This window comes from Sutcliffiella halmapala (genome assembly GCF_002019665.1).
Lineage (GTDB): Bacteria > Bacillota > Bacilli > Bacillales > Bacillaceae_I > Sutcliffiella_A > Sutcliffiella_A halmapala.
The window spans coordinates 2,683,675-2,703,599 of record NZ_KV917375.1; the positions used below are offsets into that span (position 1 = coordinate 2,683,675).

Here is a 19,925-nt window from a genome sequence, read left to right on the forward strand (position 1 = left end):
GTTTACTTTCCGTATTAATTAACACACAAAATAAAAGACATGGTAATTCATTTAGTGATTTCCATGTCTTTTCACTTATAGCTGTTTTATCCTATTACAACACAGCATCCTCCACTTTATCCGGCTGGCCATTTTGTAAAAGATACATCTTATAATACAAGCCTTCCAGATTTAAAAGTTGCTGATGCGTCCCTCGTTCGACAATTTCTCCTTGATGAAGAACGAGTATTTGCTCTGCATCTTGAATAGTAGAAAGGCGATGGGCAATAGCAATGGTGGTTCGACCTTTCCTCATTTTTTCAAGTGCAGTTTGAATTGCCTCTTCAGTTTCGGTATCAATATTAGCTGTTGCTTCATCTAGGACTAGTATTTTTGGTTTCGTCGCAATAGTTCTTGCAAACGCAACTAATTGCCTTTGTCCACTAGAGAAAGTTGCTCCCCTTTCAACAACTAGCTGTTTATATTGATCTGGTAGTTTTCGAATAAAGGTATCTGCTTGGACGAATTCTGCAGCATCGATAATTTCTTGATCCGTGATACTCGGATCATGTAAACGAATATTGTGATTGATAGTTCCATAGAAAAGGAACGGGTCTTGCAAAACTAACCCCATTCTTTTTCGAAGCTCCACGTCCTCAAATCTTTTCAAAGATACTCCATCTATTAGAATTTCTCCTTTTTCAATTTGATAAAATCGCATTAAAAGGTTAATAATGGAGCTTTTTCCACTTCCGGTATGCCCAACTAACGCAATCGTTTCTCCAGGTTTTGCTTTAAACGTAACATCTTTCAAGACATCTCTTTTGCCATCATAGGAGAATGTAACATTCCGAAATTCGATTTCCCCCTCCGTAATGACAGGCTTACTTCCTTCAGTTGATGCTGTTGGTGCAAGCTCTTTCTCATCCAATAAAGTAAACACCCTTGAAGCAGATACTATCGCTTGCTGGTACATGGAAAGCCTCATCATCATTTGATTAACTGGCTCAAAGAATCTACCTAGGTAATTTACAAATGCGTATAGTACTCCAATTTCAATGACATTGCCAATAGAGGAAATTCCAAAATAACTTAGAACTAATATGAGTGACAACACATAAACAAAATCTATCGCTGGACGAAGTAATAGTCCGTCTAGTTTGATATTTTTCACACCTGCTTGGTAATGTGCTTCATTAATATCAGCGAATTCTTTCCGTAATCTCCGCTCTTGACGAAACACTTGAATGATTGACATTCCTTGTAATGACTCATTTAGCTTCGCGTTAAGCTGGCTAAGTCTCTCCCTCATATCCGCATAGAACCGAGAACTAAAATGACGATAAGTTGCCATAATCGCAAATATAATGGGGATAATTAGAAGACAGAACAATGCTAGTTTTACATTTAACAAGAACATCGCTATGAATATTCCAACTAAGAATACACCATTTTGAACAAAGGTGGAGATAACACTTACAAACATATCTTTAATCGCTTCTGTATCATTCGTAACACGTGATACGATACTTCCACCAGGGGTTTTGTCAAAAAACTTAAGTCCGAGACTCTGTACCTTGGAAAATATATCGATTCGAAGTTCTTGAATTATTTTTAATGAAATTTTCTGGAACATAAGTAGCTGAAAATAAGTAATGATAACCTTCAACACAAGTATGCCTAAGTAGAGTGAAGCCAACATAATTATAGGTCCTCTTTCCATCACTTGTGGGGTTAAATAATCATCGATAAAAATTTTAATAATGTATGGTCCGGCGATTTCTCCTATCGTCGCAAGCACTAGAAGTGAAAAAGCAAAAATAATTTGCTTCGTATGCGGCTTGGCATAGGACAATAGTCTTTTTAATACTTGTCTTTGGTCTTTTGCAGTTAATGTTTGATTATTCATCGTTTAGCCCCCATGCTCCACAAGGGATTCTAATTGCTGACGGTGATACATGTCACGATACCAGCCATCTTCCTCCATCAGTTCATCATGTGTACCTTTTTGAACGACATTTCCATTATCCAAAACAAGAATAAGATGGGCGTGCCCAATCGCACTCAAGCGATGTGAGGTAATGATGGTGGTTTTCCCTTGACGGTTTTCCTTTAATGCAAGCAGGATACTCTCTTCTGTTTTTGCATCCACTGCTGAGAGAGAATCATCCAGTATTAGTACTTCTGGATTCATTAGTAAGGCACGGGCAATAGACAGGCGCTGTTTCTGGCCACCTGATAATGAAACACCACGTTCCCCTACCATCGTTTGATAGCCATCGGTAAAACCGATAATATCATCGTGAATATTCGCTAATCTCGCAGCGTTTATAATATCTTCAAACGACGCATCTGGAACGGCAAAGGCTATATTATCTGCAATGGTAGCAGAGAATAAGAAATGATCCTGTGGTACATACCCAATTGCTTTTCGTAATGCATCTAGTGAATACTGATGAATGGAGCGCGACCCAATTGTTATATTCCCTTGTATACCATCGAATTCTCGTAGTAATATTTTTAAGAGAGTCGTTTTGCCACTTCCCGTTTTTCCTACAACTCCAAGTGTCTCTCCTTGTCTTAATTCAAATTTAATATCTTTTAGCAATGCTTCATCTTCCGTTGGATAAGTGAAGGTATCGACATTATAAATAATATCTCCTGTAGGTACTTCTTTTTTCGGGGAGTCGACATCCTTAATATCCACTTCCTCCTTTAATAGAGCTGAAACCCTGTCATAAGATGCGCGCCCACGCTCCACAATATTAAAGAGCCATCCAAAGGCAAGCATCGGCCAAATTAGTAGCCCTAAGTATGTCGTGAACGATATCAGTTCGCCAATTGTAAGTTCACCTTGTAATACATAATGAGAACCAAAAGCTAATGCTAAAAAGAAAGAGATTCCTATGATCAACCCAATCGTTGGATCAAATAAAGAGTCTATTCTAGCAACCGTGACATTCTTTTTCACCACATCTTCCGCCTGCTTTTCAAACTCGTTAATTTCTTCTTTTTCTTGCCCGAAAGTTTTAATAACCTTAACGCCATTTACGCTTTCTTGCACCTTGTCGTTTAAGGATGAAAAAGCTGCCTGCGCTTTGTGAAAGGTTTTGTGTAATAGTGATCCATAAAAGTTCGTTGCAAGCGCCATAATCGGTAATGGAATGAGACAGATTAGAGTAAGCTTCCAACTAATCATTGTTGCCATTGCTATTAAGACAAATCCACCGGTCATCAGGGAGTCCACTAACGTTAACACACCCACTCCAGCCGTCTGTTGAATGGCTTGCAGGTCATTCGTTGAGTGCGCCATCAAATCACCTACTCGACGTCTCTGATAAAAGCTAGGAGACATTTTCGTAAAGTGCTCATATAAATTATTGCGCAATAATCTTGCTAGTCGAACCGAAGGACCAAATATCATGATTCTCCATAGATAACGAAGAATATATACGATAATTGCTGTCCCTAAAAGAATCAGCATCAACTTCCAAATTAAATCGCTAGTTAAGTTGCCTTCTGCAATGTAGTCTACTGTAAGCCCCACTATTCTTGGTGGAATTAATTCCAAAAAAGCTACTAATGCAAGTAGGAAAACTCCTGGTAGGTAAGATCTCTTTTCTTGTTTAAAAAACCACCACAAGTCCTTAAAAATGCTCATAGATTTTCCCCCGATATTTTCTATCTATATTCAACTTAAATAGTTTAGCAAAAATTCTAATAGTTAGGAAGATTTTTTCAGTTTAATTTTAATTTTCGACACTAATAAATACGATATTTTTGTCTCAGAAATAAATGCTCAAACGGAAAAAAAACTCACACTCCAAATTAAACAAAATTTCTTCCTATAAACATAAATAAGACCACCAACATTCCCATCTGGCGGTCTTATTTTTATCCACAACCCTATCTAACCCAACTACTTCAAACTATCAGTATAAAACGGATACTTATTCTTAATCACTCCATAACTCCCAATATCCTTAATCAAATCCGTATCTTGCTCATAACAAGTAAAATGAGTCAAAGTATTAATCCAATTCATAATTATAATATCTTCATTATCCAACTCTTCACGACAATTACCACAATGAATTTCCATATAAACAACACCTTTCTATATTTGCATAAGGTATATTATACAGAATATTCTTGAATTGGTAAATGGAAAGTAAGACAATCCACTCAAACAATAACAGTACTCATCACAACTCCATTTTCGTAGAAGGATAAGTGCTTTTACTGGTTATAGAATTTTAGTTTGGAAATAAAGAAGAACCCACAAACTAATGTGAAAATCTTTTTAATGTTTTATGTAACTCTAGAACGTCTTACTGATTCATCTAAAGCATTGTAAGGAAGTTTATTTTGTCCACGCTCCTTACCCCCTTTTCCATTGACCCTACACTTTCTAATTCGGTTATAGCACGTTTTTCTTTCAGGAATGTTATTAACTACTTACCTTCTTAACGCTTGTTAATCATGGGTTTTCTTTTATATCCTTTAGCTATACAATGATAGTAATAATCTTCCATTACATCCTCTAACAATATAAAAAAGCCACCTCTCCTGCTTTATTTTTCAGCAGAAAAAGTGGCTTTACTAAAATTTAGAAAGATTCACCAAATATATCATAAAATTAAGAAGAAGGATTCAGTTTTCACCCTCTTCTCCTTAACTTTAGGTATCTTGTGACTAATCAAACCTTTGATGAACCTTAGAGCTATATTGAGTGCTCTATCGTCTATTTCACTTGTTGGTTATTCATTGCTTTCATCATTTGGTTGATTTTCTTTTGGGATGGTTTCATTCCCATTTGCATCATCATCACGCGAAGCATTTGCTCATTAATCGGTGGGTTTTTCTTCAGGTAAGTCATCATATACTTACGAGCGATGAAAAATCCTAGTGCAACTCCAGCAATTAACGCTAGAACTACAATCAGAATCCAAATCCAAGTGCTTAACACCATCTTACTTTCCTCCTCAAAACTATGTCTACCAATGTAGTGTACTAAACCAAATGCTATTATACAACATTTCCTGACAATTTTCTCTATCTATTAGACAAATTTCCTCTGTTTTATTGGTTGTAGCCAGCCAAACCGCTCCGATTTTGTATCAATAGCCAAAAAATACGGTGCTTGCTTTCTTATTATTTCAAAAAATATCGCTTCCGCTTCAAATGATCCCGTAGAAGTTAGCTTCAAACATTTTTCAAAGATGGACAATTTAGCGACAGAATCTACTTTCTCTATTTTATGTTGATAAGAATTTCGTTTATAACCATCTATACTTTTTAGGGTGTTTTCTAATACTTGCTGCAGAGGAAAGGTTGGGATTGGTATCGTGATGTAATCGACTTGTTGTTTCACAACATTTTGAAGACGATCCTCTTGTTCATACTGATTAAATAGCTGAAATAGTTTTACTTCATTCCCTGAGTAATGCTTTGCAATTTCTTCCTCTATGAGATATATCATGTATTGACGCAAACGGAACCCTCCTATCATCCTCTTTCTATTATTATAAAGAATGATAGAAGAAAGTTTTGTCTGTTGATGTAGCAGTCAATAACTTTCTTTGTTGAAAATTGTCGAATAGGATAAATAATTTGCTTTTAGGGAGTGCAGCCTTAGAGATGACGCGGTCAATTGGAAGTTCTTTCTTTTAGTAAGAAAACTTGTGTGATAAAAAGAATGGTGGGATGATTGTTACTCTCTTTTTTCTTTGGGGACTTTGAGGGTATGTGGAACCCTTGATCGTTACCTCTATTTTCATTTTCCCCAATTTGAGGGCACAATTAGCCCTTGATCGTTACCTCTATTTCTACTTTCCCCAATTTGAGGGCACGATTAGACCTTGATCGTTACCTCTATTTTCACTTTCCCCAATTTGAGGGCACGATTAGACCTTGATCGTTACCTCTATTTTCACTTTCCCCAATTTGAGGGCACGATTAGACCTTGATCGTTACCTCTATTTTCATTTTCCCCAATTTGAGGGCACGATTAGACCTTGATCGTTACCTCTATTTTCACTTTCCCCAATTTGAGGGCACGATTAGACTTTGATCGTTACCTCTATTTTCATTTTCCGCAATTTGAGGGCACGATTAACCCGTACACAGTATCTCATCATCTCCCCAAATCGAAAACTACAATAATCTCCCGATCGACCCAACATGAAAAGGGCTATGCACATATGCGCATAGCCCTTTTACAGTTAACTCTTAATTATCTAGTAATGCTTTCACTCTTGCTACTACATTTTCAACAGTGAAGCCGTATTCTTTCATGATTCTATCTCCAGGAGCGGATGCACCAAATGTGTTGATAGCTAAGATGTCTCCCTCGTCTCCTGTGTAGCGCTCCCAGCCTAGTGGAGTTGCCATCTCAATACCAAGACGCTTTTTCACGTCTTTTGGTAACACAGAATTTTTGTATTCTTGAGTTTGTTGTTCGAAACGATCCCAAGCAGGCATACTTACTACAGAAACTTCAATCCCCTCTTGTTGAAGTGCTTTTTGAGCTTCTACCGCTAAGCCAACTTCAGAACCAGTTGCAAGAAGCAATGCATCCGCTGTTTCTTTACCAGCTTTGGAAATAACATAAGCACCTTTTTTCACACCTTCATATGCTGTTTCGTCTGTTCCTTTAATTGTAGGTAGGTTTTGACGAGTTAACACTAGAGCAGTAGGTGTTTTTTCAGATTCTAACGCAAGTTTCCATGCAGCTGCTGTTTCATTTCCATCTGCAGGACGAATAACTGAAAGGTTCGGCATTGCACGTAACGATGGTAACTGTTCGATTGGCTCATGCGTTGGTCCGTCTTCCCCAACAGCAATGCTATCATGTGTAAATACAAACGTAACTGGAAGTTGTTGTAATGCCGCTAAACGGATTGCTGGGCGTAAGTAATCAGAGAAAACGAAGAATGTTCCACCGTATACTTTTACTCCACCATGAAGGGCCATTCCGTTTAATGCTGCACCCATCGCAAATTCACGTACACCAAACCAGATGTTACGTCCGCTATAATCCTCTGCAGTAAAGTCCGCTTCGTTTTTGATATTTGTATTGTTAGAACCTGCTAAGTCAGCTGAACCTCCAAAGAAATAAGGAACTTTCTTCGCAATCGCATTTAAAACTTCACCAGATGAAGCACGTGATGCTAAGCTTTTTCCTTCTTCATAAACTGGAATTTCAGAATCCCAACCTTCAGGTAATTCTCCTTTGATCGCTAATTCTAATTGTTGACCTAATTCAGGATACTTTTCTTTATATGTTGCAAAAAGTTCAGTCCACTCAGACTCAAGCTTTTCCCCTTTTTCTACAACTGTTTCACGGAAATGAGTATACACTTCTTCTGGAACATGGAAATCATTTTCGAAAGTCCATTTGTATGCTTCCTTCGTTAACTTTCTTTCATCTGCTCCAAGTGGTTTACCATGAACATCTGATTTCCCAGACATATTTGGTGAACCGTATCCAATCGTTGTTTTCACTTCAATTAGTGTTGGGCGAGAAAGATCACCGCGTGCTTCTTCTACTGCAGCTGCAATTTCTTCTAAGTTGTTTCCATCTTCTACGCGGATATACTGCCAGCCATAGCCTTTAAAGCGCAGCTCCACGCTTTCAGAGAAAGAACGGTCTAAATCGCCATCTAGTGAGATGTCATTTGAATCGTAAAGTACAATGAAACGACCTAGTTTCAAGTGAGATGCTAAAGAAGCTGCCTCATTTGAAATACCTTCCATCAAGTCTCCATCTCCACAAATGCTGTATGTAAAATGATTTACTAATTCCAAGTCTTCTTTGTTATATGTAGCTGCTAAGTGACGCTCTGCCATTGCCATTCCGACACCCATAGCGATACCTTGTCCAAGAGGACCAGTTGTAGCATCTACGCCTGCAGTATGTCCAAATTCCGGATGGCCAGGTGTTTTACTTCCCCATTGACGGAATTCCTTTAAGTCTTCGATCGATAGGTCATAGCCTCCTAAATGTAGTAGGCTATAAAGAAGCATAGAGCCGTGTCCTGCAGATAGTACAAAGCGGTCGCGGTTAAACCAGCTAGGATTTTTAGGATTATGATTCATAAATTTAGTCCATAAAGCATATCCCATTGGTGCAGCACCCATCGGCATTCCTGGATGTCCTGAATTTGCTTTTTCGATAGCGTCAATCGATAATGTGCGAATAGTATTAATGGAAAGTTGATCTATATTATGTGTCATCAATTCCATCCTTTCTTTTATCTTATTTTATTTAGGAAAATTCTATTTTAACATAAATAGTATGTTCCAATGTTCTGAAAAAAAGCGCTTAATGCTTTAAATTCTTTTTTTGTTCTTTTAGCTTTTCTGGTGTAACGTCATTTCCTTCAGGATCTACGATTGTTACAGAGTGAAGCGTGTTTTCCATAGATGCACGGAAGGTATTAATATATTCTTCTCGAAGTGCTTTTTGCTCTTGCGTTTCTTCATTGGTAAGGCCTTGTGATTTCGATTTTTTTGATAATGCATTAATCCTAGCAATTTTTTCTTTTGATAACATAAAAAACTCCTTCTTTCTTGCTTGTAAAGATATGTCTTTATCTTACTAGAGCGTTTCTTTTTTTACAAGCAAACTGCTAGCCTGTTCTTCCATAAATTCTTTGTATCGCCTATGTACAGTCGCTTTTGAGACTTCGTACCCTAACCCTCTTAACGTGGCAGCAATCTCATGAAATGTTAGTTTATTCTTCCTAAGCCTTACAACCTCTTCTATCGGAATTTCTAGCTTCTCTCGCCCTGGACTTAGGTGAAGATTCGAAAGATTTTTTGCAGGGTTGTACCCGTTTTTAACTGCTCTTTGCATCCCGCGCTTAATTTTCAGATTGTGTAATTTACGTTGATATTCTTCCACTATTGCTACAATATCCAATACCATCGAATCAGAATCTGATAGAGACACCTCTCCATTATCAGTTATCGTATATATCTTCACCTCATGTTTTCTAAGCCAGTGCAAAAAAGCAATCTTAGCATTCCCTCTTCCAAGTCGTGTTTCATCTTGAATAAGTAAAACATCAATTTCTTGATTCGAAATGATCTCGATAATCTGAAAGACACCTTCCCGCTCTAAATCAAAGCCACTAGCTTGTTCTTCTATTACTTCAACAATATTTATTTGGTGCTGAGTCGACAATGCTACCAATTCTTCTTTCTGTCTAGCTAATGAGGTTTCTTGACTATCTTTTTTCGTACTTACTCGGCAATAAATAATACCATTCATCTCACTCACCGTCCTCTACTTTCTAAACAATTATTATCATGCGAACATGTATTCCTGTCAATTATTCGAACTTATGTTTGTATTTGTACATTAAACATGCTATAATATTCATAATATTAATGATAGAGGTGCGGAATATGAAACTATCAAAAAGGCAGCAAGATATTCTAAATTTCATTAAACAAGAAGTGCAAGCAAAGGGGTATCCCCCTTCTGTTCGAGAAATTGGCGAAGCAGTTGGCCTAGCTTCTAGTTCCACTGTACACGGTCATTTAGCGCGACTTGAAACGAAAGGCCTAATCCGTCGAGACCCTACTAAACCGAGAGCTATAGAAATTATTAGTTTAGAAGACGACATGGTACCTAAAGTTTCCGCGATTAATGTACCAATTATCGGTAAAGTTACTGCAGGTCAGCCGATTACCGCTATTGAAAACGTAGAGGACTACTTTCCTCTCCCTGACCATTATGTTACGGCAGATGAGCAAGTGTTTATGCTAGAAGTCATGGGAGACAGTATGATTGAAGCAGGAATTTTAGACGGAGACTACGTCATTGTTCGCCAACAACAATCTGCTAACAATGGGGAGATTGTCGTTGCTATGACAGAAGAAGATGAAGCCACTGTAAAGCGATTCTTTAAAGAAAAAGACTTTATTCGTTTACAGCCTGAGAATTCCTCAATGGAGCCAATCATCGTTCGTAATGTTAGTATTTTAGGAAAAGTTATTGGGGTTTACCGGAATATTCATTAAAAAAGAGCCAACACTGCGCTGTTGGCTCTTTTTTATTTGTTTCTCATTAGCTTCGCTTGTTTCTTCATTCTTTTATCCGCTTTATGTTCATTTACTACTAAAATAGCGTGAACCGCACCTGGGATCCAAAAAAACAAAGTTAAGATTAGATTTAGAAATGCTTGGATTGGCCTCCCAGTAAACAAAACTGCAACAGGCGGTAATAAGATTGCAAGTAAATACATCATTAGGTATCAACTCCTGACCAATTAATATTTTACAAAGTACATTTTCTTCCCTTATATACTTCGTTCTTTCTCTCTTTCTTTCAGATATGTTTCATACGTCTCTTGTACTTTATCTGATTTCGGCCTAATTGGAGCAACTTGTTGTCTAATTACGTTAAGTAGGTATACGCCTCTAAATAAACATCCTCCGATAATACCAAAAGCGATAACGCCACCTATTAATGGATCCAACATAAGAAAAAAACCTAAAATGGTCGCTAGTATAATGGATAAAAGCAAATACAATCTTAACTCCCCCTACATAAATATTCCATTTTAATTATATAGGAATTCACTATATTATGCATCTATTGGAAAATAAATAAAGACCCCTTCTTAAAAAGAGGTCAAATGGCCAATTGCAATTATTTAATTCTTTGTCTTGCCTTCTTCGTCCAGTCATTATCCTTCCACCATGCTATTATTGATGCAACAATGGTCAACGTTATGGTGTATAGTTGTTCTAATTCTTCAGAACTTACTGGTATTGGGGACTTTCCTTGCATAACTAACACTTGGTTAACTAAAGCCAAGACTAAGAATACAACACGGAACCAAGCGCCTTTGGACACTGACCTTATTGGTTTTTCTGGTTTTTCCGGATTTTCTGGACTTGTTGTTGTATTTTCTGTCATTTTAGAACCTCCTCCATTTTAAAACCTATTTTTAACCTCTCATTATCTTGGGGTTGTTGGCTTTACGGTAATTGCAGGAGTAAATGTGGTAGTTTTGCAATCGACTAGATCATTTTCTTTCAATAGATTCAATTGAAAAGCAGCTGCGATTTTCGCTTCATCCGGCTTTTTTATTGTTTGAATTAAATCTACCATTTGAAGCTCCTCTAACCTTTTAATGGTCTCTTCATCGATAAATTTCTCTGATTTTTTTACTTGTCGTTGAAGTTTAAAACCATTTATAGTAATTTCGCCTTTCGAATCAAATCCGAATTGTTTATTAAAATAGTGATGAAACTTTTCCTTGAGCTCCTTCATCTCCAATTCGATTTCTTTTTTCTGTTTGTTATACTCATAATACTTTTGTAGCATTTCCCCAGTTATCTGTTGTTCCACACTTGATCCTCCTAAAACAGTAAGATACTTCATCATATTTTGTGAAAGTGAATATTATGACAAGGTGTACAACTTATCTAAATAGAAGTAATCTTAGATTAGAAAATACTATGAATTTTTTCAAAAAGGACTTCATTCTAATTGCCAATCTTTCACGGAACAAAGATAATTTAAACGAAATGTATTTTTAGAATAATTCGACTAAATCGTATATTGGGGGGGCTATTTAGTGTGCAAGCACAAAAATATAAAGCGAGGACAACTAGCGTGAAATATTTCAAATTCCTACTACTTTACTTCTTTTTGGCGAGTGTATTAATTATGGGAAATTATTATGTTAGTGACTATTTAAGCAAACCGTTTACCCTAATTGATTTCTTTGTCATCTGTATTTTTGCTATTGTTGCAATCATAATCGTTATAGTCATGGAACATTTCACCAAACGATTAGGACATATTCGATACATATATAAGCTCTTACTCTTTATCCCTGCATTTATATTGGCCAGTATAATTGTTGGGTTATCTCTAGGAGAAATCATTGTAATAGAATAATCCAAACTGTACACATATTAAAACTTTTGAAGCACAACAACTTATATAAACACTCCCTTTCTGCTAAAATTTATTTTTTGATTAAATGTATCAGTATCCTGTTCATGGAAAATATATATTTATAAGGAAAGGAGATCGATTATGTATGACATCTATATTTGAAACTTTTAAGGATTATTTGCAAATCAGCTTAGATAATGAACCAAAAAATCCCCTTCACATCGGAGAAGTAATGGGTTGTTGGCTTTATCTAACGATCATGGATGAGGCGAATATTTATATTCAAATAGGATTAAATACCACAACAGACGATGACGTAATCAAAATATTAAGAGAAAGCTTGAAGCAATGTGAAGCACAAGGGTACAGATTTAGAGAATTCATGAAAAAAGAAGGGATATCATTACCTAATACCAGTGAACAACGTCCAAATTCTGATTCGACCGGAGTGCCTTTAGGGGCAAAATTAACAGATGATGAGATCATGAATGGTTTAAGTATAAAAACAGTTGCTGCCATCATGCATTGTGCAACCTCAGCAAGCCAATGTATAAGAAACGACATTAGTACCCTTTTTACTGTATGTATGTTAGAAAAGATGAAGTTCGGGACTACCTTAAAAGAATTAATGATAAAAAGAGGTTGGATTAAAACCCCTCCTTATTACTATCCACCTGGAGCACCAACAAATTAGTTTGGTGCTTTTTCTATTCGATTTGAAGTAAAGAAAACAAAATCCATAACCTTTGTCATATATTTATTTTATTTATGACGTTTAAAAACATATTACATATTCTCTTGATTTTCGGACGTTAACCGGGCACTTATCGGGCTATTTATATATTAGCTATTCAAGCACAAACTGCCTGGATCCGTCACAACAAAAAACCCCTCAACACCAAACGGTATCAAGGGGTCATACATCTTAGTATTGAGTTAAATATTGATCGCGTTCCCATGGGTGAACTTGCGTGCGGAACATATCCCATTCGATCTCTTTTGCTTCGATGAAGTGCTCTAGTAAATGCTCACCAAGGGCTGATTGGATAATTTCATCGGATTTTAAGTTGTCAAGAGCTGCAGCTAGTGTGGATGGTAGATCTACGATTCCAGCAGCTAAGCGCTCTTCTTTGTTCATTACATAGATGTTGCGGTCGATTGGTTTTGGAGCTTCTAAGTTGTTTTTGATTCCGTCTAGACCAGCTTTTAGTAAAACAGCCATTGCTAAGTATGGGTTTGCAGCTGGGTCTACGCTACGTACTTCAACACGAGTAGAAATTCCGCGAGAAGCTGGGATACGGATTAATGGGCTACGGTTACGAGCAGACCATGCTACGTAACAAGGAGCTTCGTATCCTGGTACTAAACGCTTATACGAGTTTACAGTTGGGTTTGTTACCGCTGTAAAGTTAGGTGCATGCTTGATGATACCTGCGATAAATTGTCTTGCTGTTTCGCTCAACTCTAAATCACCTGTTTGATCGTAGAATGCATTTACTCCGTCTTTAAATAAAGATAAGTTACAGTGCATTCCAGATCCATTTACACCGAACAATGGTTTTGGCATGAATGTTGCGTGTAGTCCGTGTTTACGCGCGATTGTTTTTACAACTAATTTGAACGTTTGGATATCATCACATGCCGTAATTGCATCTGCATATTTGAAATCGATTTCGTGCTGTCCTGGAGCTACCTCATGGTGAGAAGCTTCTACTTCAAAGCCCATCTCTTCTAACTCAAGAACGATATCACGACGACAGTTTTCACCTAAATCAGTTGGTGCTAAGTCGAAGTAGCCACCTTTATCGTTTAACTCTAAAGTAGGTTCACCTTTTGCATCTAATTTAAATAGGAAGAACTCTGGCTCTGGTCCAAGATTGAAGTTAGAGAATCCTAAATCTTCCATCTCTTTTAAGATACGTTTTAAATTCGCACGTGGATCTCCATCAAACGGAGTTCCGTCTGGATTGTAGATATCGCAAATAAAACGAGCAACTTTACCTTTTTCAGAAGTCCAAGGAAATACTACGAAAGTATTTAAGTCAGGGTATAAGTACATATCTGATTCCTCAATACGTACAAAACCTTCGATAGATGAACCATCAAACATCATTTTGTTGTCTAATGCTTTTTCTAATTGACTTACAGGGATCTCGACATTCTTAATTGTTCCTAAGATGTCTGTGAATTGAAGTCGGATGTACTTTACGTTTTCTTCCTCAACAATGCGTTTAATATCCTCTTGCGTATACTTAGCCATTTACTTGTTCCTCCTCAGATTTTCTACTATTTTAGTTTTTAATAAAACTTTCTCAACTACTCAAAATATTAATGGAAGAATCGAGACATATCTCCTTGACGAAGATTAGTGCGATTATGTCTTCCAGCTTGCATCATATCTGCTCGTAATAATTTTCGAAGTTCTTCGTTCGATAGATCAGGTTTTGCAACTTCCGTCACCACTTCATTATGCTCCGGCGCTAATTGCTGCTTTTTTACAGCCATTAATTGCTTTATTCCTGCTATATTAACCTTTTGTTCAATGAGGCTTTTAATTTCAAGTAAAGTATCCACATCATTGAATGAAAAAAGGCGGCGATTTCCTTCTGTACGTGCAGGGAGAACTAATTCATTCTCTTCGTAATAACGGATTTGTCGAGCGGACAATTCCGTTAGTTGCATGACAATTCCCATTGGAAACAAAGGCATTGAACGTCTGATATTGTCACTCACTACAAATCCTCCTTTCACTATTACCTTGTGAAGTTAACCTAAGTTTATCTCATGTTAGATAATCTGTCAACAACATGTTAGGTTTTCTAACACCGTTTTTTAAGTAATTTACTTTTTAAAGAATAAAAGATTAATTTATGGGCAAGAAGCTTGTTCAATCCACTCTCTCTTCTTCTATCTAGTTATATACAAAAGACGAATTCCCTTAAGAATTCGTCCAAAAAAACTATATTAAATTTCATAAGTCTAAGCAGTGCAAATTAGCTGCTGCCCTTGAATTAAACTTCCAACAATTTTTTACTTATTAAATTGTCAACCGCAGTACAAACCGCAATTTTCACGTGCGAATAGGTTAAACCACCTTGTACGTATGCTACGTATGGTGCACGTATTGGACCATCTGCTGTTAATTCAATGCTCGCTCCTTGGATAAAGGTACCTGCAGCCATGATGACGTCATCTTCATAGCCAGGCATATAGTTGGCATATGGAGTGACATGCGAATTAACTGGGGATGCATATTGGATTGCTTGGCAAAAAGCAATCATTTTATCTTTGTCGTCAAACTGCACCGATTGAATTAGATCCGTTCTCGGCGCATCCCAACTAGGAGTTGTATTCATCCCAAACTCTTCTAGGAAAGCTGCTGTAAACATCGCTCCCTTGAGCGCTTGTCCAACTACATGTGGCGCTAAGAAAAACCCTTGATACATCTCTTGTAAGCTATAGAGGGATGCACCCGCCTCTGCACCGATTCCTGGAGAAGTCATACGGTATGAACAAGCTTCAACAAGCTTCTGTTTCCCAACGATGTATCCTCCTGTTTTCGCAATTCCTCCGCCCGGATTCTTGATAAGTGATCCAGCCATTAAATCCGCTCCAACATGACATGGTTCTAGCAGTTCAACAAATTCTCCATAACAGTTGTCGACAAATACTACGACATCTGACTTGATTTCTTTTACGAATGCAATCATTTCTTTTATTTCCTCTATCGTAAAAGAAGGACGAGTTGCATACCCTTTAGAACGCTGTATTCCGATCATCTTTGTGTTTGGTGTAATCGCCTTACTAACCGCTTCAAAATCAATACTGCGGTTATTTCGTAAGTCGACCGTTTTGTATCCAATATTAAATTCTTTCAGGGAACCTACTCCAGAACCGCGGAGTCCAACTATCTCTTCTAAGGTGTCATAAGGCTTACCTGTTATATATACAAGTTCATCACCAGGGCGCAGTACACCGAAAAGAGCAATGGAAATCGCATGTGTGCCTGAGATGATTTGTGGGCGGACTAATCCTGCTTCAGCTCCAAATACTTCTGCATATATCTTTTCCAGTGTATCTCGGCCAGTATCATCATAGCCGTAGCCTGTGGTTGGTATGAAATGGGAGTCACTCACGCGATTTTGTTGGAAGCTTTGCAACACGCGAAATTGATTCGTCTCTATGTTCGCGTCCACTTGCTTGAATAGCTCTTGTAGCTTGTCTTCTACTTTCGTTACAATTGGTTGTATCGTTTCTCCATGCTGTAATAACTGAAACATTGCCATTCTCCTCTAACTATGCGTTCTATTCTGTATATGCTGGGCTAATTTAGAATTATCAAAGTAGAAACCTTTTATTTCATAGCCTTCTTTTTCTTCGATAAAAGTTGTATCCTCTACAATCGTTTCTTGTTTCAATTGCGCCATCAATTTCCCTTCGGAAGACGGAAGAAATATATGGTAAGTCTGCATTTCTTTTTTCATAAGATTTTCTATTTTACTAATTAGCGCTTGAATATCAGCTTTTTGTAATGCGCTAATATGCATCATTTCTTCGTTATAAGAAGGAACAAAGGACTCCGTTACTTCATCCTTTTTATTATAAATGGTTAGTACCGGTATTCCTTCCACATTTAAATCCTTTAATAGCTTATCTACCGTTTTTTCATGGTTAACATGATCCGGACTAGAGCTGTCTACAACATGGAGGATTAAATTAGCTTCTGTTACTTCCTCCAGAGTCGAACGGAATGCAGCAATGAGAGACGTAGGGAGGTCTTGGATAAACCCTACCGTATCTGTTAATAACGCTTGAAAACCTGACGGCAAAGCGACTTTCCTTGTCGTTGGATCAAGCGTTGCAAACAGTAGATTTTCTTCAAACGCCCCTGCTTCAGTTAATCGATTAAATATCGTCGATTTGCCCGCATTTGTGTAGCCTACCAAAGAGAGTTGAAAAGCTTGGTTTCGTTTACGTCTATCACGGTATCGTTCTCGGTGACTTACTATAGAAGAAAGTTGCTGCTTTATATCAACAATCCTTCTATTAATATGCCTTCTATCCGATTCAAGCTTTGTTTCCCCTGGCCCTCTTGTTCCGATACCACCAGCTAATCTCGACATTTCCACACCTTTACCTGTTAAGCGCGGCAGTAAATATTGTAGCTGAGCTAGTTCAACTTGAAGTTTACCTTCTTTTGATTTCGCTCTCTGTGCAAAGATATCTAAGATTAGCTGTGTTCGATCAATGATTCTAGCTCCAATCACTTTAGAGAGGTTTCTATTTTGACTTGGAGATAATTCGCCATTAAATATAACGATGTCTGGTTCAAGTTCTTCTTCTAATTGAACCAGTTCTTCTAATTTTCCTTTTCCTATATATGTAGCTGGATGAATCCGATCTCGTTTTTGAGTAAGTATTACTAACACTTCTCCATTTGCCGTTTTCGTCAAAGATACCAGTTCATCTAAAGAATAAAGAAAGGAATCATCTTCATCCTTAGGCAATTGACAACTTATTAATATAACTCGCTCTTTTTCTTTGTTTTGCGTGTCGTTCAAGCACAATACCCCTTTTTCTATAAAATAAATGCATTATTTACATGACTTATTAAATATTTAGTGATGAAGTTCAACCTAATCATATCAAAATATCGTTTATTTCTCTAATATTTCTTCGATAACTATTGATTTCCTATAGGATTCTATATAAAATCAGGAAGGCTTTAATGTTTTTGTAAGAGAGTGAGTGATTAAATGACTTGGGAAGTATTTAGTATTATCGGTACGATTGCCTTCGCCATAAGTGGGGCGATTGTCGCAATGGAAGAAGAATATGATATCCTTGGGGTTTATATATTAGGTATTGTAACCGCATTTGGCGGAGGAGCTATCCGGAATTTATTGATTGGAGTCCCTGTATCGGCACTATGGGGTCAAGGCATGCTGTTTCAAGTTGCTCTAGTAGCAATGACAGCTGTATTCTTATTTCCAAATAATTTATTACGTCATTGGAGAAAGTGGGGGAATTTCTTTGACGCGATTGGATTGGCAGCCTTTGCAATCCAGGGTGCCCTCTATGCTACCAATATGAACCATCCCATTAGCGCAGTTGTCGTGGCCGCAGTGCTTACGGGAAGTGGTGGCGGAATAGTTCGTGACTTACTAGCAGGGAGAAAGCCGTTAGTATTACGTGCAGAAATTTATGCAGCTTGGGCCATACTAGCAGGTTTAGTTATTGGCTTTGGGATAGCAAGCTCCCCCTTCCAACTCTTTGTCCTTTTCATCGGTATCGTTGTGTTACGAGTACTTTCTTACACGTATAAATGGAGATTACCGAACAGAGCTCTACAGCAGCAAGCTTAGCTAGCATTTTACCAACTTGATAAAAGACGAGTAGAGAAGATGGTGTAGAAATTACGCCATCTTCTTTATTTTTCGCTAATCGCAGTAAAATAAAAAAACCGCTCTATTACTCAGCGGCTATCACCATTGCAAAACCAAGTCTTTCCCTTCAATTTTCATCAATTCACTTTTATCAAACCGATCAAGTGTTAGTAGTCTCATTGCCTGCGTTCGAATTGATTTCTCTAGGATATTTCGAATATAACGCCCGTTACTAAATGCAGTTGGTAACAGCATATTTTTCATTTGATTAAGATGATCCCGCAGTTTCCATTCCGCTTCTTTACTAAGTACATACTCTCTTTCTTTAAGCATCTTCATGCAAATTTCCATCAACTCATCTACAGTGTAGTCCGGGAAATCTACAATTATCGGAAACCGAGATACTAAGCCGGGATTGGTGCGTAGGAATTCTTCCATTTCTCGTTGATAACCAGCAAGAATTAAAATAAAATCATGCTGCTTATCCTCCATATGCTTCACAAGTGTGTCAATTGCTTCTTTTCCAAAATCCTTTTCCCCACCCCTTGCTAGCGAATAAGCTTCATCGACAAAAAGAATGCCTCCAAGTGCTTTTTTTACAAGATCGCGTGTTTTCTGAGCAGTATGGCCAATATATTCCCCCACTAGATCTGCTCTTTCTGCTTCTATTAAATGACCTTTCGTTAAAACATTCATATCACAAAATAATTTCCCTATCAGTCTGGCAACTGTTGTTTTTCCAGTACCAGGGTTTCCTTTAAACATCATGTGTAATACTTGTTTTTCTGCTTTGAGCCCTACCTCTTCACGTTTTTTATTCACATAGATCCAAGCATAAATTTCTTTAACTACCTTTTTCATCTCTTGAAGGCCGATCAACTCTCCTAATTCCCGCTCTATATCTTTTAAAATGGCATGTTTAGGATACGTATACTGTTCCTCGATAGTTTGTGTGGGGATATGAGTAACTTTTATTTGCTTTTTCTGTCCATTCAGGACAATATTTATTTTCCCATTATTATTAGTCATCGACTGTTCCAAGAGCATTCACCTCACATTCCGAACGTACCAAAATAATCAGCTCTTGCTGTATTTGTGACAAATCCCATACAAATACCAATAATCACGCCTTGCTTCGAGCCGATTCTACATTTTTTTGGATTCTTTCATCATTCTGTTGACAAATTTGTCAGATTATGCGCTTTCCCGAGAAATAATGAGGAATTTATTCATCCCTAGCATTAAGCCATAAAAAACAAATGGAGAGAATATCTCCATTTATTAACTAACTATATGTTCAGATTATTTGGAACATGAATATTTATTTGGAAGTGTCCGGTTTACCATCGACAAGCATGACGCATCCACGGAGTATTGACCTACAAAAAAAACCAGCAGTTACGCTGGTTTTAAGCTTCTGTTTCAATTTGGACATTTTTTGATGGAGAAAAAGTTGAAATAGCATGTTTATAAATTAACTGTTGCTTGCCTTCGGTTTCTAACAAAACAGTAAAATTATCAAATCCCTTAATTAATCCTCTTAGCTGAAACCCATTTAGTAAAAATACGGTGACATTTGTACCATCTTTTCTTAGTTGATTAAGAAATTGATCTTGGATATTAATTGATTGCTTCAT

General features: G+C 37.3%; 21 protein-coding genes. 4 read left to right on the top strand and 17 right to left on the bottom strand.

Features of this window, described 5'->3' with window-relative positions; translation table 11 throughout:
* Positions 1-94: 94 nt before the first annotated feature.
* From BK580_RS13270 to BK580_RS13305, 7 genes are all read right to left on the bottom strand, one after another.
* Entirely contained in the window at positions 95-1,888 is a 1,794-nt protein-coding gene (locus BK580_RS13270; protein WP_078380803.1) for an ABC transporter ATP-binding protein, read from the bottom strand.
* Positions 1,889-1,891: 3 nt separating this feature from the next.
* Positions 1,892-3,640: an ABC transporter transmembrane domain-containing protein gene (locus tag BK580_RS13275; protein WP_078380804.1), complete on the bottom strand. Its 1,749-nt coding sequence runs from the start codon at positions 3,638-3,640 to the stop codon at positions 1,892-1,894.
* A gap of 1,083 nt (positions 3,641-4,723) precedes the next feature.
* Positions 4,724-4,951, bottom strand: coding sequence for a YneF family protein (locus BK580_RS13285; RefSeq protein ID WP_078380806.1), 228 nt, complete (start codon positions 4,949-4,951; stop codon positions 4,724-4,726).
* A 90-nt stretch (positions 4,952-5,041) separates the two neighbouring features.
* Positions 5,042-5,473 carry a sporulation inhibitor of replication protein SirA gene (gene sirA, locus BK580_RS13290; RefSeq protein ID WP_169864997.1) on the bottom strand — a complete coding sequence of 144 codons (432 nt, stop codon included), beginning with the start codon at positions 5,471-5,473 and terminating at the stop codon, positions 5,042-5,044.
* Between the two features lie 737 nt (positions 5,474-6,210).
* Positions 6,211-8,217 carry a transketolase gene (tkt, locus tag BK580_RS13295; protein ID WP_078380808.1) on the bottom strand — a complete coding sequence of 669 codons (2,007 nt, stop codon included), beginning with the start codon at positions 8,215-8,217 and terminating at the stop codon, positions 6,211-6,213.
* 88 nt (positions 8,218-8,305) lie between these two features.
* Positions 8,306-8,536: a DUF896 domain-containing protein gene (locus tag BK580_RS13300; protein ID WP_078380809.1), complete on the bottom strand. Its 231-nt coding sequence runs from the start codon at positions 8,534-8,536 to the stop codon at positions 8,306-8,308.
* A gap of 45 nt (positions 8,537-8,581) precedes the next feature.
* On the bottom strand, positions 8,582-9,256 hold the full coding sequence (locus BK580_RS13305) for a YneB family resolvase-like protein (RefSeq protein ID WP_078380810.1): 675 nt from the start codon (positions 9,254-9,256) through the stop codon (positions 8,582-8,584).
* Between the two features lie 137 nt (positions 9,257-9,393).
* Between BK580_RS13305 and lexA the strand changes: the two genes are divergently transcribed.
* Positions 9,394-10,011, top strand: a complete 618-nt coding sequence (lexA, locus tag BK580_RS13310; protein ID WP_078380811.1) for a transcriptional repressor LexA — start codon at positions 9,394-9,396, stop codon at positions 10,009-10,011.
* A gap of 32 nt (positions 10,012-10,043) precedes the next feature.
* On the opposite strand, the gene BK580_RS13315 is transcribed toward lexA, so the two are convergent.
* From BK580_RS13315 to BK580_RS13330, 4 genes are all read right to left on the bottom strand, one after another.
* Complete coding sequence (locus tag BK580_RS13315; protein ID WP_078380812.1) at positions 10,044-10,238, bottom strand: YqaE/Pmp3 family membrane protein; 195 nt, start codon at positions 10,236-10,238, stop codon at positions 10,044-10,046.
* Positions 10,239-10,289: 51 nt separating this feature from the next.
* Positions 10,290-10,523 carry a hypothetical protein gene (locus BK580_RS13320; RefSeq protein WP_078380813.1) on the bottom strand — a complete coding sequence of 78 codons (234 nt, stop codon included), beginning with the start codon at positions 10,521-10,523 and terminating at the stop codon, positions 10,290-10,292.
* A gap of 119 nt (positions 10,524-10,642) precedes the next feature.
* Positions 10,643-10,912 carry a phage holin gene (locus BK580_RS13325; protein WP_078380814.1) on the bottom strand — a complete coding sequence of 90 codons (270 nt, stop codon included), beginning with the start codon at positions 10,910-10,912 and terminating at the stop codon, positions 10,643-10,645.
* A 42-nt stretch (positions 10,913-10,954) separates the two neighbouring features.
* The gene (locus tag BK580_RS13330; protein ID WP_235864048.1) at positions 10,955-11,347 is read right to left on the bottom strand and encodes a hypothetical protein; all 393 of its coding nucleotides are present in this window, start codon (positions 11,345-11,347) and stop codon (positions 10,955-10,957) included.
* A gap of 231 nt (positions 11,348-11,578) precedes the next feature.
* Between BK580_RS13330 and BK580_RS13335 the strand changes: the two genes are divergently transcribed.
* The gene (locus tag BK580_RS13335; protein WP_078380815.1) at positions 11,579-11,902 is read left to right on the top strand and encodes a hypothetical protein; all 324 of its coding nucleotides are present in this window, start codon (positions 11,579-11,581) and stop codon (positions 11,900-11,902) included.
* A gap of 145 nt (positions 11,903-12,047) precedes the next feature.
* Positions 12,048-12,596 (top strand): DUF3231 family protein, encoded by a 549-nt coding sequence (locus tag BK580_RS13340; RefSeq protein WP_078380816.1) that lies wholly within the window; start codon positions 12,048-12,050, stop codon positions 12,594-12,596.
* Between the two features lie 231 nt (positions 12,597-12,827).
* Here BK580_RS13340 and glnA read toward each other — a convergent pair whose 3' ends face one another.
* The 4 genes from glnA to hflX form a co-directional block, all read right to left on the bottom strand.
* Positions 12,828-14,162: a type I glutamate--ammonia ligase gene (glnA, locus tag BK580_RS13345; RefSeq protein WP_078380817.1), complete on the bottom strand. Its 1,335-nt coding sequence runs from the start codon at positions 14,160-14,162 to the stop codon at positions 12,828-12,830.
* Between the two features lie 68 nt (positions 14,163-14,230).
* Positions 14,231-14,635, bottom strand: coding sequence for a MerR family transcriptional regulator (locus tag BK580_RS13350; RefSeq protein ID WP_078380818.1), 405 nt, complete (start codon positions 14,633-14,635; stop codon positions 14,231-14,233).
* A gap of 278 nt (positions 14,636-14,913) precedes the next feature.
* Positions 14,914-16,182 carry a methionine gamma-lyase family protein gene (locus BK580_RS13355; RefSeq protein WP_078380819.1) on the bottom strand — a complete coding sequence of 423 codons (1,269 nt, stop codon included), beginning with the start codon at positions 16,180-16,182 and terminating at the stop codon, positions 14,914-14,916.
* 12 nt (positions 16,183-16,194) lie between these two features.
* Entirely contained in the window at positions 16,195-17,463 is a 1,269-nt protein-coding gene (gene hflX / locus BK580_RS13360) for a GTPase HflX (protein ID WP_078380820.1), read from the bottom strand.
* Positions 17,464-17,658: 195 nt separating this feature from the next.
* Here hflX and BK580_RS13365 point away from each other — a divergent pair, with 195 nt between their 5' ends.
* Positions 17,659-18,267, top strand: a complete 609-nt coding sequence (locus BK580_RS13365; RefSeq protein ID WP_078380821.1) for a trimeric intracellular cation channel family protein — start codon at positions 17,659-17,661, stop codon at positions 18,265-18,267.
* A 120-nt stretch (positions 18,268-18,387) separates the two neighbouring features.
* Here the strand turns inward: BK580_RS13365 and spoVK are convergent, their stop codons facing one another.
* On the bottom strand, positions 18,388-19,329 hold the full coding sequence (gene spoVK / locus BK580_RS13370) for a stage V sporulation protein K (protein ID WP_078380822.1): 942 nt from the start codon (positions 19,327-19,329) through the stop codon (positions 18,388-18,390).
* A 368-nt stretch (positions 19,330-19,697) separates the two neighbouring features.
* Positions 19,698-19,925, bottom strand: a complete 228-nt coding sequence (hfq, locus tag BK580_RS13375) for an RNA chaperone Hfq (RefSeq protein ID WP_078380823.1) — start codon at positions 19,923-19,925, stop codon at positions 19,698-19,700.